This is a genomic window from Chryseobacterium sp. GTID13 (assembly GCF_056172655.1).
Genome location: NZ_JAOCMB010000005.1, coordinates 1,021,318 through 1,035,977 on the forward strand (window position 1 = coordinate 1,021,318; position 14,660 = coordinate 1,035,977).

Consider the following 14,660-nt stretch of genomic DNA (forward strand, 5'->3'; position numbering starts at 1 on the left):
TCTTCACGTTAACAGGAAGATTACGTCCTTTTTGTATCCGTTCCATTCCCTGAAAAATTCTTTCCCGGCAGCATTGCGAAGCATTTTAAAAGAGCTTTTAAAATCATTATTGTTTAATCTAAAAGTATAGAACATGCAAACGCACATTCTTGGAAGCCCGCGTATTGGCCGCCACAGAGAACTCAAAAAAGCCTGCGAGCAATATTGGTCAGGCAAAGCATCATTAAATGAACTCCTGCAAACCGGGAAAACCATCTGCAGGCAGAACTGGAAAATGCAGCAGGAAGCCGGAATTGACCTCATTCCCTGCAACGATTTTTCTTATTACGACCAGGTTTTGGATATGACCTTAACCGTTGGAGCCATTCCGGAACGCTACAGAGAAATCACAACAAGAAACTCCAATTCTGAACTTGACCTTTATTTTGCAATGGCCAGAGGTTACCAGCAGGAAGGCCTGGATATTACCGCGATGGAAATGACGAAATGGTTCGATACCAATTACCATTATATTGTCCCTGAATTTCAAAAGAACCAGCAGTTCGGATTGTTTTCAAAAAGATCATCAGTGAATTCATCCATGCAAAAAAGGCCGGAATAAATGCCAAACCCGTAATCATAGGACCTCTCACCTATCTTCTCCTGGGAAAAGAGAAAGAAGACGGCTTTGATAAACTTGACCTTATAGAAAATCTTCTTCCCGTATATATTGAGATTTTAAAAGAACTGCAAAACCATGGAGCAAGTTGGATTCAGTTTGATGAACCTTTCTTGGGCCTTGACCTTACTGAAAAAGCAAAAGAAATTTACCAGTCCGTTTATGCTGAAATCAGAAAACAGTTTCCGGATCTTAAATTTATTCTCGCAACTTATTTTGAAGGTTTGAAAGACAACCTTTCGCTGGCAGTGTCACTTCCTGCAGACGTCCTTCATATTGATCTGGTACGCTGCCCTGAACAGCTGGAAGAAGTATTGGAAATCATTCCTCAAACATTGAGCCTTTCTTTAGGTATTGTGGACGGAAGAAACATCTGGAAAAATGATTTTGAAAAATCTTTGGCGTTTATTCAAACAGCTGTCAGTGCCATCGGTTCAGACAGGGTTTTTATTGCCCCTTCATGTTCTCTTCTTCACGCTCCTTTCGATCTTGATCTTGAAACTGACGAAAAAACGCTGTCCCCTGGAATCAAGCAATGGTTGGCTTTTGCCAAACAGAAAGTATACGAGATTGTTGCCTTAAAAAAGCTGGCATCAGGAAATGCAGATTACCAGGCATTACAGCAATATGCAGAAAATAAAAAAGCGGTTGATACCCGAAAAACTTCAGCACTGATCCATCATCAGGAAGTAAAGGATCGTGTGGAGGTTACTACTGAAGATGATACACGGAGGAACAGCCCGTTCAGTGTCAGAAAAGCAGAGCAGCAGAAAGTTTTACAGCTTCCCTTGTTTCCCACCACAACAATTGGTTCTTTTCCCCAGACCAAAGAAGTAAGAACCTGGAGATCAAAATTCAAAAAAGGAGACCTGACGGCAGAACAATATGACATCTTGTTGAAAAAAGAAACCGAAAGAACCATCCGCTGGCAGGAAGAAACCGGAATTGATGTCCTGGTTCACGGAGAATTTGAGCGCAACGATATGGTGGAATATTTTGGAGAACAGCTTTCAGGCTTTGCCTTCACGCAAAACGGATGGGTCCAGAGTTACGGTAGCCGCTGCGTAAAACCTCCGGTAATCTATGGTGACGTTCACCGTCCGCATCCAATGACGGTTTACTGGTCGCAGTATGCCCAGTCTCTGACTCAAAAATGGGTTAAAGGAATGCTTACAGGACCGGTCACCATTCTGCAATGGTCTTTTGTCCGTGACGACCAGCCACGTTCTTTAACCTGTAAACAGATTGCACTGGCGATTCGCGATGAGGTAAATGATCTGGAAAAGGCAGGAATCAGAATTATCCAGATAGATGAGCCGGCCATCAGGGAAGGACTTCCGCTCAGAAGATCCGGATGGCAGGAATACCTGAAATGGGCAGTGGAAGCTTTCAGAATTTCGGCAAGCGGCGTGGAAGATGCCACACAGATTCATACGCATATGTGCTATTCCGAATTCAATGATATTATCCAGAATATAGCAGACATGGATGCCGATGTCATCACCATAGAATGCTCCAGAAGCCAGATGGAACTGCTGCAGGCCTTTGCCGACTTCAAATATCCGAACGATATCGGGCCGGGAGTTTACGATATTCACTCTCCGCGAGTTCCTTCAAAAGAAGAAATGCTTGAACTGCTGAAGAAAGCACAAGCTGTAATTCCTGCACAGCAGCTTTGGGTGAATCCTGACTGCGGATTGAAAACCAGGCATTGGGATGAAATGGAGAAGGCGCTGATTGCAATGGTGGAGGCTTCGAGGGAGGCTAGTAAAGAATTTGATTTGCAAACATTATAAATTTTACGGGAGCTTTAGAGCTCCTGTTTTTTTCTTTACTTAATACATAATAAATTTCAAAGGTTTATCTTCTCTGTTATAATTACTAAATAAATTAATACTGAATAACTTACGATTTTCTCAATTAAAAACCTTAATTTTGCACCCCGAAATAAGGATTCTACAGTTATGAAAAAATTAGGCGAATACAGAAAGCTTCTTGAAGTTGATAAAACCGTTACTTTAAAGGAATTAAAGACCATTTACAGGAATGCAATGAAAGATACGCATCCTGATAAATTTGCCAATGACGAAGCCGGAAAGCTGGATGCAGAGGAAAAAAGCAAGTCTATTATTGAAGCCTATCATTTTCTGGTGAGCATCAATCCTGAAACACAGGAAAAATATAAGGAAGAATATACGGAAACAATTACAAAATCCAACATCCAGGATTTTTACCTTGAGAAGGCAGTTTTAAAAGTTCAGCATCTGAACGGAAACATGTATGAATACCTTGGAGTTCCAAGAAATACATATATTAAAATGGTCAATTCCGATTCTCCAAGCCGTTTTGCAAGAAGACATATCTATGGAAGTTTTGTCTACAGGAAGGCTGGTGAAGCTATGGCAGATTAATTTTCCAATTAAAATAAGTAAAGGCTTTCAGAATATCTGAAAGCCTTTTTTGATTTGAAACAAGCCTCCAAACAAACTAAAAAGTACATCAGAAATCTGACGTACTTATCCGAAACCTGAAAAGATATTTTTTTATAAGGTGACCACTATTTTACCCACTACTCTTTTTGTTTCCATTTCCAGATGAGCTTTGCCCATTTCCTCAAACGAGAAAACCTTATGGATATGGGGAATTAAAGATTTATTCTCCAATAAGTCTGCAATTGCCCTGATCGTTTCCTTTTTGGAAGCTACCATCATGAACTCAAGATGTATATTCTGTTTGGCTGCTTTATCCTGTACATCCTGAGGAATTTCAGGCGAAGGCAATGTTACAATGATTCCGCCAGGCCGCACTGCATCAATTGATTTCAGCAATGTTTCTCCCTGGATGGTATCTAATACAATATCGATGTCTCTAACGTTATCCAAGCTGTCTTTTTGGGTATAATCAATATGTTCATCCGCACCTATTGAAAGGACAAAATCCTTATTAGTGAGAGAAGAAGTCCCTATGACATAAGCTCCGAAATATTTAGCGATTTGTACAGCAAAATGACCAACTCCTCCTGACGCAGCATGAATCAGAACCCTGTCATTTTTTTTGATTTTAGCAACATCCACCAAGGCCTGATACGCTGTCACCGCTGCCAGAGTAGCCGCTGCAGCCTGCTGGAATGTCTGATTTTCAGGAATCAGAGCCAGATGACTTTCAGGAGCTGCCACATATTCTGAATAGGCTTTTCCATTTCCGAAAAAGTTGATCATTCCGAAAACCCTGTCCCCGGTTTTAAAATCACTTACTCCGTCTCCGGTTTCACTTACCTCTCCTGCAATATCCCATCCTAAGATCACAGGCCTTACATCACCATATATCCAACTGAGGACACCGTCATACGCTCTGGCATTTACATCAACCGGGTTGATCCCTATTGCGTTTACTTTCACTAATACTTCATTACTTTTTATTTGGGGCTTTTCTGTATCAGTCAACTGAAGCTTGTCAACACCTCCGGATTCATTTAAAATAATCGTTTTCATTATATTTTTACTTTAAGGTTGAAACAAAAGTAAAATTAATGGTATATTACAGTCAAGTATGCACTTTTTTGTACTCTACAGACTAAAAGTATACTATTACTGATTATCAAACCATTAATTTTAAGGTAATTATGAAAAAATATTTAACTGACGAACCATCCTGCCCGGTTGACTATGCATTCCGGAGAATTGGAGGTAAATATAAAGGAAGAATCTTATGGTATCTGCACGTAAAGACAATCATGCGTTACGGTGAGTTACGGAAAACACTCTCCGATATTACCCCGAAAATGCTTACCCAGACCTTACGCGAACTGGAAGACGATAATCTTGTCATCAGAAAAGTGTATCATGAAGTTCCGCCAAAAGTAGAATATTCTTTAACAGAAGTAGGCCAGCAGCTTATTCCCTTCATTGACTATTTACGGATATGGGGTAATGAGCAAATAGAAAAACAGAAAGCTAAACAAACAGTTTAAAAGTATTAAAAGGTAATTATTCTAAAAATTAAAAAGCGCCTCAGAAATCTGAGGCGCTTTTAGGTTAATTAAGGTTGTTATATTAATCTACGTGCTTAGGAGTATATCCGTCGTCACTTAGTTCTTTATGTACATAATCTGCCTTCATTTCAGCTTCGTAGTCTACTTTCTCATGTTTACCCATTCTTCTCAGAATTGAATCAAATAATGAATACACTACCGGCACGATGATCAAGGTAAGGAATAGAGACGATGTCAAACCACCGATAACTACCCATGCAAGACCTTTGTTCATCTCTGCTCCTGCTCCGGTTGCCAACGCGATCGGTAACATACCAAAGATCATCGCAATAGTGGTCATCAGGATCGGACGAAGACGTGCGTGGTTGGCCTGAACCAATGCATCATGCGTATTGGCACCTGCCGCTTTTCTGGCATTCGTAAAGTCTACGATCAAAATCGCGTTCTTCGCCACAAGACCAATCAACATGATCATCCCCAGCATCGTAAAGATGTTCAGTGAGTTGGCTGTTAAGGCAAGGATTACCATTACCCCGATCATTGCCAGAGGAATTGAGAACAATACCACGAACGGATATACAAAACTGTCATACAGTGAAACCATTACCAGGTAAACCAATACAATAGCCGCTAATAAAGCAATACCTAAAGTACCGAAACCTTCCTGCTGGTTTTCCATATCACCACTCCAGATATAATCTACTCCCACAGGTTTGTTTTTGCTGTCCATGAACTGGTTAGCCCACTCATTGGCAACATCACCCACAGGTCTACCTACTGCTTTAGCTCTTACTTTTACAGAAGGAGATTTATCTCTACGTTCAAGCAAACTCGGTCCTGAACCCATTTTCACTTCAGCAAACTGACTCAAACGAACCTGCTGCCCCTGAGGATTGGTAAACATCAGGTTTTTAACGTCATCAATAGACTGTCTGTTTGCATCACCAAAACGGATGTTAATATCATATTCATACTCTCCTGCTCTGAATTTTCCGTCTGTATTTCCGTTAAATGCAGTCTGCATCGTTTGTCCTACACTTGAAAGATTCAATCCTAAAGAAGCCATTTTATCTCTGTCGATATTTACCTGAACTTCAGGATTACCGGTATCTGTTGATAATTCAGCATCTACTGCACCTGGAACTTTTTTCAGCAATTCTAAGATTCTTGTTGCTTCTTTTACTGCTGTCGCGTTATCCGGAGCTGTCACTACCATTTCGATCGGAGCATTTTCCGCACCCATGATACCGATCGGAGCTGTTTTGAATTCAACTCCTGTGAATTTCTCTTCTAATGCTCTTTTTACTTTTGCCGCTTTAATGTTGGTACTTTCAGAACGTTCAGATTTATCCGTTAAATTTACCTGAACCTCAGATTGGTAAGTTGTAGCCTGAGCTCCACCAAAACCGGTAGACTGCTGACCAACCGTTGTGATCAGATCCACCACATCTTTATCGTTTCTTAAAAACTTCTCAACATCTAATGTCAGCTGGTTAGTTTTTTCAACAGTCGCATCTTTTGATAATTCCATCTGAACCAGGAACTGTCCACGGTCAATCGGAGGGAAGAATTCACCACCGATGAAACCGAATGCCACCAGCATAAATGAAGCGATCAAAACAATGAATGTAATCACCACCGTTGATATTCTTCTTAAAGTGGTTTTCAGACACCATTCAAGGATTCCTGTAATCCAGTGTGTGAATTTATCAATTAAACCTTCAAACCAAAGGATAAATTTCTGGAACCAGTTTTTACCTGTCAAATGCTCAAGCTTACCAAATCTTGATGATAACCACGGAATAATGGTAAATGAGGCCAACAATGATAACATCGTTGCAATAACCACCGTGACGCAGAACTGGGCAAGGATATTGGCCACAAGACCTGAACTCATCGCAATCGGTAAGAATACCACCACAATTACCAATGTAATCGCTGCAACGGTAAACCCGATCTCTGAAGCTCCGTCATAGGCCGCTCTGATCTTACTTTTACCCATCTCCATGTGACGGTAGATGTTTTCCAGTACTACAATCGCGTCATCCACAAGGATACCCACCACGAGTGACAGACCAAGTAAACTCATCAGGTTTAAGGTATACCCCATTAAATTCATTCCGATGAACGTTGCCACCAATGAAGCCGGGATAGAAACCATTACGATGAATGCATTTCTGATACTGTGAAGGAATAATAACATCACAATTGCCACCAGGATAATCGCTAAGAATAAGTCGAAAATAACGTGGTTGGCAGATTCAAGGGTAAAGTCTGTAGTATCGTTCACCACTTTTACTTTTACTCCCTGAACTTTATAGGCTGCTTCTACTGTTGCAATGGTCTTCTGAACACTTTCGGATACAGCAACCGCGTTGGCATCCGACTGCTTCTTAACCTGCATCAAAATCGTAGGAAACTGGTTGAATCTTGCTACTTTTTCAGCATCTTTCTGAGAGTCGAAAACCGTTGCAATATCTGACAAACGTACCTGAGCTCCATTTTTATTGGAAACTACAAGGTTGTTCATTTCCTGAATAGACTTATATTTTCCTGATAATCTGATGGTAGATTTTGTCGTTCTTGTTTTCAGACTACCTGTAGGGAAATCAAGGTTTGAGGAAAGAATGGCCTGCTGTACGTCTGCAATGGAAAGCCCGTAACCCTGAAGCTTTTTCTCATCAAGATTTACCTGGATTTCTCTTTCCTGCCCCCTACAAGATCTACCTGTGCCACACCGTTTACACGGGAGAAAATAGGTTCGATCTTTTTATCTAAAAGGTCATAAAGGTCTTTACTGTTCAGCTTATCAGATGAAATACTCATCGTGATAATCGGTAAATCGTCCAACGAGAATTTATTCAGGGATGGTGCATCCACATCATCCGGAAGGTCTGCCAGGATTGCATTTACCTTTCTCTGGGCATCGTTCAGAGCATAATCTACATCCGCACCGTCGTTCAGCTGAACCATGATTACGGATAAACTTTCGTATGAAGAAGATTCTACTTTTTTACGTTTTCCAGGGAACCAACGGCATCTTCAATTTTCCGGGTAACGGAGGTTTCCACCTCTGCAGGTGAAGCTCCGGGATAAACCGTGGAAATGGTTACCATGTTGGTTTCAAACTTCGGAATCAATTCGTACCCCATCATGGTGTAACTCAAGATCCCGCCCAAAGTAAGTATCGTAAATAATACGATAACCAGCGAGGGTCTTTTAATCGATATTTCTGCTAACTTCATACCCTTTCTACTTTATAATATTCACTTTAGACCCGTTGTCTAAGTTGATCTGTCCGCTCGTTACCACCTGCTCACCTCCATTCAGACCGCTTAATACCTGAACTTTATCTCCGTAAACTTTTCCAACCGTTACTTTGATCAGTTTGGCAACACCGTTCTGAACAACAAATAACTGACCTGAACTTACTCCATTTACGAACGCTTCTGCAGGAACAGTCAACATATTCTGGGTTTCGGCTCCGTTGTTTGTTTTAAAGGTAGCGGTAGCATACATCCCTGCTTTCAGGTTTCCTCTGTTCTGAACTTCAATTTCAACCGGGAAATTTAAAGAAGCATCACTTTTAGGTGCAATGAATGTAATTCTACCTACGAAAGAATCCTCCGGTAAAACGTTTACTTTAATCGGAACTTCCTGCCCTAACTGGATTTTTCCAATCTGGCTTTCGTCTACTAAAACGGAAAGTTTCAAACTGTTGATATTCACGATTTCAAACATTGAACTTCCTACTGAAACAACTGTTCCCGGTTCTACCATTTTTTTGTTAATGGTTCCGCTAATCCCTGCACGGATGCTGGTATCGTTTACTCTTACCCCTGAGCTCTTACAGCTGCCTGTGCATTTTTCAACTGCAATCTTGAGTTGTCTACCTGCTGTTTTGTAACCCCTCCGGTTTTAAAGGCATTTTCGTAACGCTGGTTATCAACAATTGCATTTTGCAGATTATTCTGAGCCTGTGTAATATCAACCTCGATAGCATCTCTTTTAATCGTTGCCAAAGTTTGACCCGCAGAAACTCTTGATCCTTCTTTTACAAGAACATTTACGATACGTCCTGAAATTTCAGAAGATTGGTTCATTTCCTGCTTTGGAATGAAAGTTCCGTTCGCCGAGTAATCGGTATCGATATTTTCTCTTGTAACCGTTACAACGTTCACATTGATCTTATCTACCTGCTTGGCAACTTCTTTTACTTCCTGGGTCTGTTTTTCTTTATTTCCTGCAATCTTGTAGGCTGCCAGACCTATCAGCACAGCTGCTACGATGATATATATTAAAGTTTTTTTCATTTTAGTTTATTATAAGTTTTGTAGTGTGTTCAGTTCTCCTTTAGCTTTAATTAATTTGATCTCAGCCTGCTTGTAATCCAGTAATGCGTTGGAATAGTTCTGTTTTGCCTGCGTTAAAGCATTTTCAGAATCCAATACTTCCGTAAGGGTTGCCAAACCATACTGATAGTTGGCCTGAGTATTTTTCTGTACTCTTTCTGCCAGATCCACATTATCTTTCATACTCTGGATATTAATTAATGCATTTTCCATATTGGTAATGGCATTTTTATAATCCAAGCTTAAGCTTAACTGTGTATTCTGAATATCCACATCTAAATCCTGGATATCAATCTCAGCCTGGTTGATCTTAGCTTTTGTAGCCCCTCCCGTGAAAATCGGGATGTTGATATTTAAACCGATGGCTGAATAATCACTCCAAAGAACACCATTATTAAGGCCATTGGTTAAAGGGAATTTTTTACCCATACCGGACCAGCCATAATTTGCGGTAAGATTCACTGTCGGATAAAGATAAGCTTCCGTAGCTTTTTTGTTAAACTGCAGAAGTTCTCTGTTTTTATTTAATACTTTAAGCTCTGTACGGTCTTCAAGGTTTACGTTACTGGCAATAAGTTCCGGTCTCGGTTCTATTGTTTTTTCTTCAAGCTCGATATCTGTACTGATAGGAACTCCCATATAAAACTTTAAAGCATTTTTTGAAAGCTCAACGGAATTGATCAGCTGCTGTTTGTTTGAACCGATATTGGTAAGCTGTACATTGGTACGGTCTAAGTCAATAGCTTTCGCCAAACCGTTATCTACCAAGCTTTTGATCACGTTTCTTACTTTTTCGGTATTGGCATAGCTTGCCTCTACTGTTTTAAGGTTTTCTTCCTGTACAAAAACCTGATAATATGCTGTTGCTACATTTTCAATGATCTGTTCATTGGTCAGCTGGGCATTCAGAACGTAAAATTCTCTTGTAGATTTTGCAGCTTTAAGACCTGTGAAAACTCTTTGGTCAAATATAGCCTGCTGAAGCTGAACTACAGCACTTGAGCTCCATGGCTGTCCCAGCTGGGCTCTGATTCTTTCACCTCCAAATTCAAGCAAGGATTCCTGGATAACAGGGTTATAAGTTAATCCTGCAGTGGCGCTTATCTGTGGTAAGGCACCGGCTCTGGCCTCATCAATCTTGTATTCAGCTTTTTTGATCTGCAATGCGGCCTTTTTAGCTTCTGCTTTATTCTGCAGTGCCTGCTTGATGGCTTCCTGTAAAGAAACCTGCTGCTGGGCAGAGACCGATGAAAAGCCGAAAATCATAAATGCTGCAGCTATCCCAATTTTTAGCTTTTTAGCAGTTATACGTTTTCTTTTCATAATTGTATACTTCGTTTATTTTTTAATGTAGTTTTTCTTTTCAATGCTTTTACTTCTAATTGACGTATCGTTTTCCAAAATACTTTAACATTTTTTTAATTTTTGAAAAGCATATTGATAATGATGTCTTTTCTTTCGGAAATAATTTTATCATATTCCTCATCACTGATCATCAGATTTTCCATAAATAAAGGTCTTACAGCACTCGGAAAAACCAGTAAAGAAACCATATTCATGATAAACTGAACGGGAGCCATTTTTTCTATATTCCCTAATTCCATTTCTTTTTCGATGTCTTTATAAAGGGTTTCCAGCACATCTTCTTCTATGTCTTTCTGATGACAATTTCCTTTATTGATCTGTGAAACAATGTAAGTTTCGAGATACGGATACTGAAGACTGGTGGAAAGACTGCCCTCTATAAACTTGCTGATCTTCACTTTGAAAGGCAGATCTGCATTTTGGATAATCTTGGATTTTTCCTGTTCCACCCGCTGAGCTTCATCAAAAATGATCTGAATCAGGTTATCTCTTGAGCGGAAATAATAATTAATCAGTGTTCTGTTTACTCCCGCTTCATCCGCAATCTCCTGGGTAGTAGCATCAAACTTCCCTTTCACAAAGAATAAATTCTTCGCTGTCTCTTTGATCAATTCCTGTGTTTGGTCTTTTTTTGCTTGATTTGACATTATTGTTAAACAATTTTGTGCAAATGTAAATCAAATTTTATTTTTGACAAAATTGTTAAACAAAATAATTAAACGAAATTGTTATGATATGCATCATGTTTTTTGAATGATAATTTTGAACAGAAATTAATTTATAAAGAACTTCGGCGGCCCAAAAGGGCCGCCGAAGTCTTTATTACTACGCTAAAATCATAAAAAAGGCTATCTTAACGACAGCCTGTATTTTCTTACAATAATCTTATTTTATCTTCTGAAATATCGACGATCTTGTCTTTATAAAGTCCGCCGAGTGCTTTTTTGAAATTCTTTTTACTCATCTGAAGCTCATCTTTGATTTCCTCAGGAGAAGATTTGTCCGAAAGATAAAGCAGTCCATAATTCTCTTCCAGCTTGTTCAGAATCTTCTGTTTGAATTCATCTATATTTTCAAATCCTTCCGGCTGTAAAGAAACATCAATTTTACCATCTTCACGGATCGCTTTGATGTAACCGCTTTCTTCTGATAAAGGATAGAGTTTCTTGAATACATCCGATGCATACACAAGTCCGATATACTTTTTATTGATCACTACATTCCAGCCCAGCTCACTTTCATTCATCATAAGCAGGTCTACTTTATCTCCTTTTTGGAAAGGAAGGTCCTGATATTGTGGATTTCTTTTGAATTTTGTGGTTCCGGTAATCAGATCAAGATCTTCATCCACATAAAGATAAACCAGGTATCTTTTCCCTTCAATAATTTTGGATTTCTGTTGTTTGTAAGGAATAAAAAGGTCTTTAATAATTCCCCAGTCCATAAAGGCTCCGCTTGGAAGACTCTGTACACAGCTCATTACAGCATATTCGCCTACTTCTGCCAATGGAATTTCAGTGGTTGCTTTTAATTTACCGTCATCCTGATAGACAAAGACTTCAATTTCTTCATCAATTTCTTTTTCATCATTGGTGAAAACTTTAGGCAAAAAGCTTTTTCGCCTGATTCATCCGTCAAGATCCATCCTGAATTGTTTTTATCTGAAATTTTTAAAGTCTGGGTTTTTCCGAGTTGCATTGAATATAAATTAGCCACAAAGGTACGGAAAATTGAAGATTTTAAACTATATATCCTGTTTTACTGTTTCGACAGCTGTCCTATCAGCATTGTTAATGTTTAAAAATAGCTCCAAAAGAGAATACAAGGATAAACTATTTTTTTGCTCAAATAAAAAAGAGAAGCATTTTGCTTCTCTTTCATTTTTAAATATTTGAATTTTTAAATCTTTCAATAAAAAATTACATATGAATCGGTCTTTTTGCTGTAGCATCCAATGCTGCTTCTTTAATAGCTTCAGCATAGGTTGGGTGAGCGTGAGAGCTTCTTGCGATGTCTTCAGCACTTGCACGGAATTCCATAGCGATTACTCCTTCTGCAATAAGGTCTGCTGCTCTTGCTCCAATGATGTGCATTCCTAAAACCTCATCCGTTTTTTCGTCAGCAATAATCTTCACAAGACCGTCAATATCACCACTCGCACGGCTTCTGCCTAATGCTCTCATCGGGAAAGAACCTACTTTGTAAGCTACTCCTTCTTCTTTTAGCTGCTCTTCCGTTTTACCAACTCCGGCAACTTCAGGCCATGTGTACACAACGCCAGGAATAAGGTTATAGTTGATGTGAGGTTTCTGCCCTGCCAGTATTTCAGCAACCAGAACTCCTTCTTCTTCAGCTTTGTGAGCAAGCATTGCCCCTTTGATAACGTCACCGATTGCATAGATATTAGCTACGTTAGTTTGCAGGTGGTCGTTTACTTTCACTCTTCCTCTTTCGTCAAGTTCCACTCCTGCTTTTTCAAGAGCAAGACCTTCTGTATAAGGTCTTCTTCCTACTGAAACCAAACAGTAATCTCCTTCTACAACTACTTCTTCTCCTTTTTTATCTTTAGCGGTGATTTTTACAGTATCTCCGTTTCTTTCCACTGCTGAAACAGCTGTAGAAAGCATAAACTTCATTCCCTGCTTCTTAAGAACTTTAGTCAATTCCTTGCTTAAAGCTCCATCCATTCCCGGAATAATCTTATCCATGAATTCAACAACAGTTACCTGAGCTCCCAATCTTAAGTATACAGAACCTAATTCAAGACCGATTACTCCTCCACCGATTACTACCAGGTGCTTAGGAATTTCTTTAAGGTTTAATGCTTCTGTAGAAGTAATCACTCTTTCTTTATCCAGGGTAATGAAAGGTAAAGAAGACGGCTTGGAACCGGTTGCGATAATGGTATATTTGGATTCGATAGTTTCTGAAGAACCATCATTTTTTGTCACTTTGATCTGAGTGGCAGATTCGAAGCTTCCCAATCCTTCAAAAACAGTGATCTTGTTTTTGCTCATCAGGTAGTTAATCCCGTCTGTATTCTGTTTTACCACTTCGTTCTTACGCTCGATCATTCTTGCAATATCAGCCTGCGGCTCATTGATAATGATTCCGTGGCCTGCAAAGTTGTGCTTCGCGTTCTCGAAATGCTCAGAGCTGTCTAAAAGCGCTTTTGACGGAATACATCCAACGTTAAGACAAGTTCCGCCTAAAGTTGGATATTTTTCAATAATTGCTGTTTTGAAACCTAATTGTGCCGCACGGATAGCAGCTACATAACCTCCAGGACCGGAACCTATTACGGTAACATCGAATTGACTCATGTTATTGTATGAATTTGTTTATTATTATCTTTCTTAATTCTCACAAATTTACATATAAATTACCAAGCACCAAAGTGAGTTTTATCAATTTTAAGATTGGAAATTCAGATGGCTGATCTGTGAAACTGCTATTTTAATAATTTTATGTTTTCTTCCTTTCCTTCTTTCAGGTAGATCGCTGTAAAAACAAGCGGCTTTTCCGCTGATGCATTATCAAAGTGAAGGATCTTTGCATTTTTGGGTTCATAGAAAGCGTCTCCTTCATGAAGAATTGTTTTTTGCTGCCCCTCTATCTGAAAAACAGCTTCCCCGGATTTTATGACACCCACTACCGGACACGGGTGCAGATGCTTTGGAACTTCCAATCCCGGTGCCAGCGTTACTTCCTGAATTTCGGTAGTCTTCACTTTCTGATTAATGGCAGCTTTCAACAACTCCTTTCTGGAGATCTGATTTTGCTGAGCGATCACTGTGACAGAATTCAGCATCAGAATAACAATTATAAATGGCTTCATTGATTTAGTATTTAATGTTAATGCTTATCTTTTTTAGGTCAGCATGAAAAATATTACACATTCAATTTTCCCTGTCCGAAAGTTCCTGTACTTTCAAAAAAAGAGCCTCCATAAACATACCATTCAAGGCTTTCCAGATATTCTACTGCATTTTCCGGGGTGATCTGCGAACGGTCTTTTTTCGAAACAATTCCTTTGTACCATCTTCCTGATTTAGGAAAATGCTCAAATTCAACAAAATAATGAATCCATATTCTCTGGCACAGCTTACACTGCTGAATCGTTACTTCTCCATATCTGCCGTTCGTATGATCCGTACCTAATTCCGAGCTTCTGTATTCTGTATAATTGAAATCAGGCTTTTCGCAAGCGCATCCTATTTTAGGGATTTTCTTCATTGATTGTTATTGATTTTACCAGGTTCAAATCTAAGAAAATAAAGCTCCATAAGACAAA

General features: G+C 39.4%; 11 protein-coding genes and 3 pseudogenes. 3 read left to right on the plus strand and 11 right to left on the minus strand.

What is annotated here, in order from left to right; all coding sequences use genetic code 11:
- Positions 1-3: 3 nt before the first annotated feature.
- On the minus strand, positions 4-135 hold the full coding sequence (locus tag N4G44_RS11065) for a hypothetical protein (RefSeq protein ID WP_474926790.1): 132 nt from the start codon (positions 133-135) through the stop codon (positions 4-6).
- Here N4G44_RS11065 and metE point away from each other — a divergent pair.
- Both metE and N4G44_RS11075 read left to right on the plus strand, forming a co-directional pair.
- Positions 134-2,454 (plus strand): annotated as a pseudogene (gene metE / locus N4G44_RS11070) (5-methyltetrahydropteroyltriglutamate--homocysteine S-methyltransferase). The gene N4G44_RS11065 and the pseudogene metE sit on opposite strands and share 2 nt — an antisense overlap.
- 168 nt (positions 2,455-2,622) lie before the next feature.
- Entirely contained in the window at positions 2,623-3,069 is a 447-nt protein-coding gene (locus N4G44_RS11075; RefSeq protein ID WP_474926792.1) for a KTSC domain-containing protein, read from the plus strand.
- A 132-nt stretch (positions 3,070-3,201) separates the two neighbouring features.
- Here N4G44_RS11075 and N4G44_RS11080 read toward each other — a convergent pair whose 3' ends face one another.
- Positions 3,202-4,149 carry an NADP-dependent oxidoreductase gene (locus tag N4G44_RS11080; RefSeq protein WP_474926795.1) on the minus strand — a complete coding sequence of 316 codons (948 nt, stop codon included), beginning with the start codon at positions 4,147-4,149 and terminating at the stop codon, positions 3,202-3,204.
- Between the two features lie 131 nt (positions 4,150-4,280).
- On the opposite strand from N4G44_RS11080, the gene N4G44_RS11085 reads away from it, so the two are divergent.
- Entirely contained in the window at positions 4,281-4,628 is a 348-nt protein-coding gene (locus N4G44_RS11085) for a winged helix-turn-helix transcriptional regulator (protein ID WP_040994701.1), read from the plus strand.
- Positions 4,629-4,710: 82 nt separating this feature from the next.
- On the opposite strand, the pseudogene N4G44_RS11090 reads toward N4G44_RS11085, so the two are convergent.
- The 9 genes and pseudogenes from N4G44_RS11090 to N4G44_RS11130 form a co-directional block, all read right to left on the minus strand.
- Positions 4,711-7,894 (minus strand): annotated as a pseudogene (locus N4G44_RS11090) (efflux RND transporter permease subunit).
- A 7-nt stretch (positions 7,895-7,901) separates the two neighbouring features.
- Entirely contained in the window at positions 7,902-8,528 is a 627-nt protein-coding gene (locus N4G44_RS11095; RefSeq protein ID WP_474928328.1) for an efflux RND transporter periplasmic adaptor subunit, read from the minus strand.
- Entirely contained in the window at positions 8,483-8,962 is a 480-nt protein-coding gene (locus N4G44_RS11100; protein ID WP_474926797.1) for an efflux RND transporter periplasmic adaptor subunit, read from the minus strand. Before N4G44_RS11100 ends, N4G44_RS11095 begins: the two co-directional genes overlap by 46 nt.
- Before the next feature lie 9 nt (positions 8,963-8,971).
- A complete protein-coding gene (locus tag N4G44_RS11105) occupies positions 8,972-10,324 on the minus strand; it encodes a TolC family protein (RefSeq protein ID WP_073059570.1) in 1,353 nt (450 codons plus the stop codon).
- A gap of 95 nt (positions 10,325-10,419) precedes the next feature.
- Entirely contained in the window at positions 10,420-11,013 is a 594-nt protein-coding gene (locus N4G44_RS11110) for a TetR/AcrR family transcriptional regulator (RefSeq protein ID WP_040994696.1), read from the minus strand.
- A 227-nt stretch (positions 11,014-11,240) separates the two neighbouring features.
- Positions 11,241-12,064 (minus strand): annotated as a pseudogene (locus N4G44_RS11115) (CvfB family protein).
- A 221-nt stretch (positions 12,065-12,285) separates the two neighbouring features.
- Entirely contained in the window at positions 12,286-13,689 is a 1,404-nt protein-coding gene (gene lpdA / locus N4G44_RS11120; protein WP_343608721.1) for a dihydrolipoyl dehydrogenase, read from the minus strand.
- A 128-nt stretch (positions 13,690-13,817) separates the two neighbouring features.
- Positions 13,818-14,204 carry a cupin domain-containing protein gene (locus N4G44_RS11125; protein WP_073059576.1) on the minus strand — a complete coding sequence of 129 codons (387 nt, stop codon included), beginning with the start codon at positions 14,202-14,204 and terminating at the stop codon, positions 13,818-13,820.
- Between the two features lie 53 nt (positions 14,205-14,257).
- Entirely contained in the window at positions 14,258-14,602 is a 345-nt protein-coding gene (locus N4G44_RS11130; RefSeq protein WP_073059577.1) for a hypothetical protein, read from the minus strand.
- Between the last annotated feature and the right edge of the window lie 58 nt (positions 14,603-14,660).

Excerpts from the sequence above, each read along its gene's own strand:
- N4G44_RS11085 (WP_040994701.1), top strand. The coding sequence starts at position 4,281 with ATGAAAAAATATTTAACTGACGAACCATCCTGCCCGGTTGACTATGCA.
- lpdA (WP_343608721.1), bottom strand. The coding sequence starts at position 13,689 with ATGAGTCAATTCGATGTTACCGTAATAGGTTCCGGTCCTGGAGGTTAT.
- N4G44_RS11075 (WP_474926792.1), top strand. The coding sequence starts at position 2,623 with ATGAAAAAATTAGGCGAATACAGAAAGCTTCTTGAAGTTGATAAAACC.
- N4G44_RS11110 (WP_040994696.1), bottom strand. The coding sequence starts at position 11,013 with ATGTCAAATCAAGCAAAAAAAGACCAAACACAGGAATTGATCAAAGAG.
- N4G44_RS11065 (WP_474926790.1), bottom strand. The coding sequence starts at position 135 with ATGTTCTATACTTTTAGATTAAACAATAATGATTTTAAAAGCTCTTTT.
- N4G44_RS11130 (WP_073059577.1), bottom strand. The coding sequence starts at position 14,602 with ATGAAGAAAATCCCTAAAATAGGATGCGCTTGCGAAAAGCCTGATTTC.
- N4G44_RS11080 (WP_474926795.1), bottom strand. The coding sequence starts at position 4,149 with ATGAAAACGATTATTTTAAATGAATCCGGAGGTGTTGACAAGCTTCAG.
- N4G44_RS11125 (WP_073059576.1), bottom strand. The coding sequence starts at position 14,204 with ATGAAGCCATTTATAATTGTTATTCTGATGCTGAATTCTGTCACAGTG.
- N4G44_RS11100 (WP_474926797.1), bottom strand. The coding sequence starts at position 8,962 with ATGAAAAAAACTTTAATATATATCATCGTAGCAGCTGTGCTGATAGGT.
- N4G44_RS11105 (WP_073059570.1), bottom strand. The coding sequence starts at position 10,324 with ATGAAAAGAAAACGTATAACTGCTAAAAAGCTAAAAATTGGGATAGCT.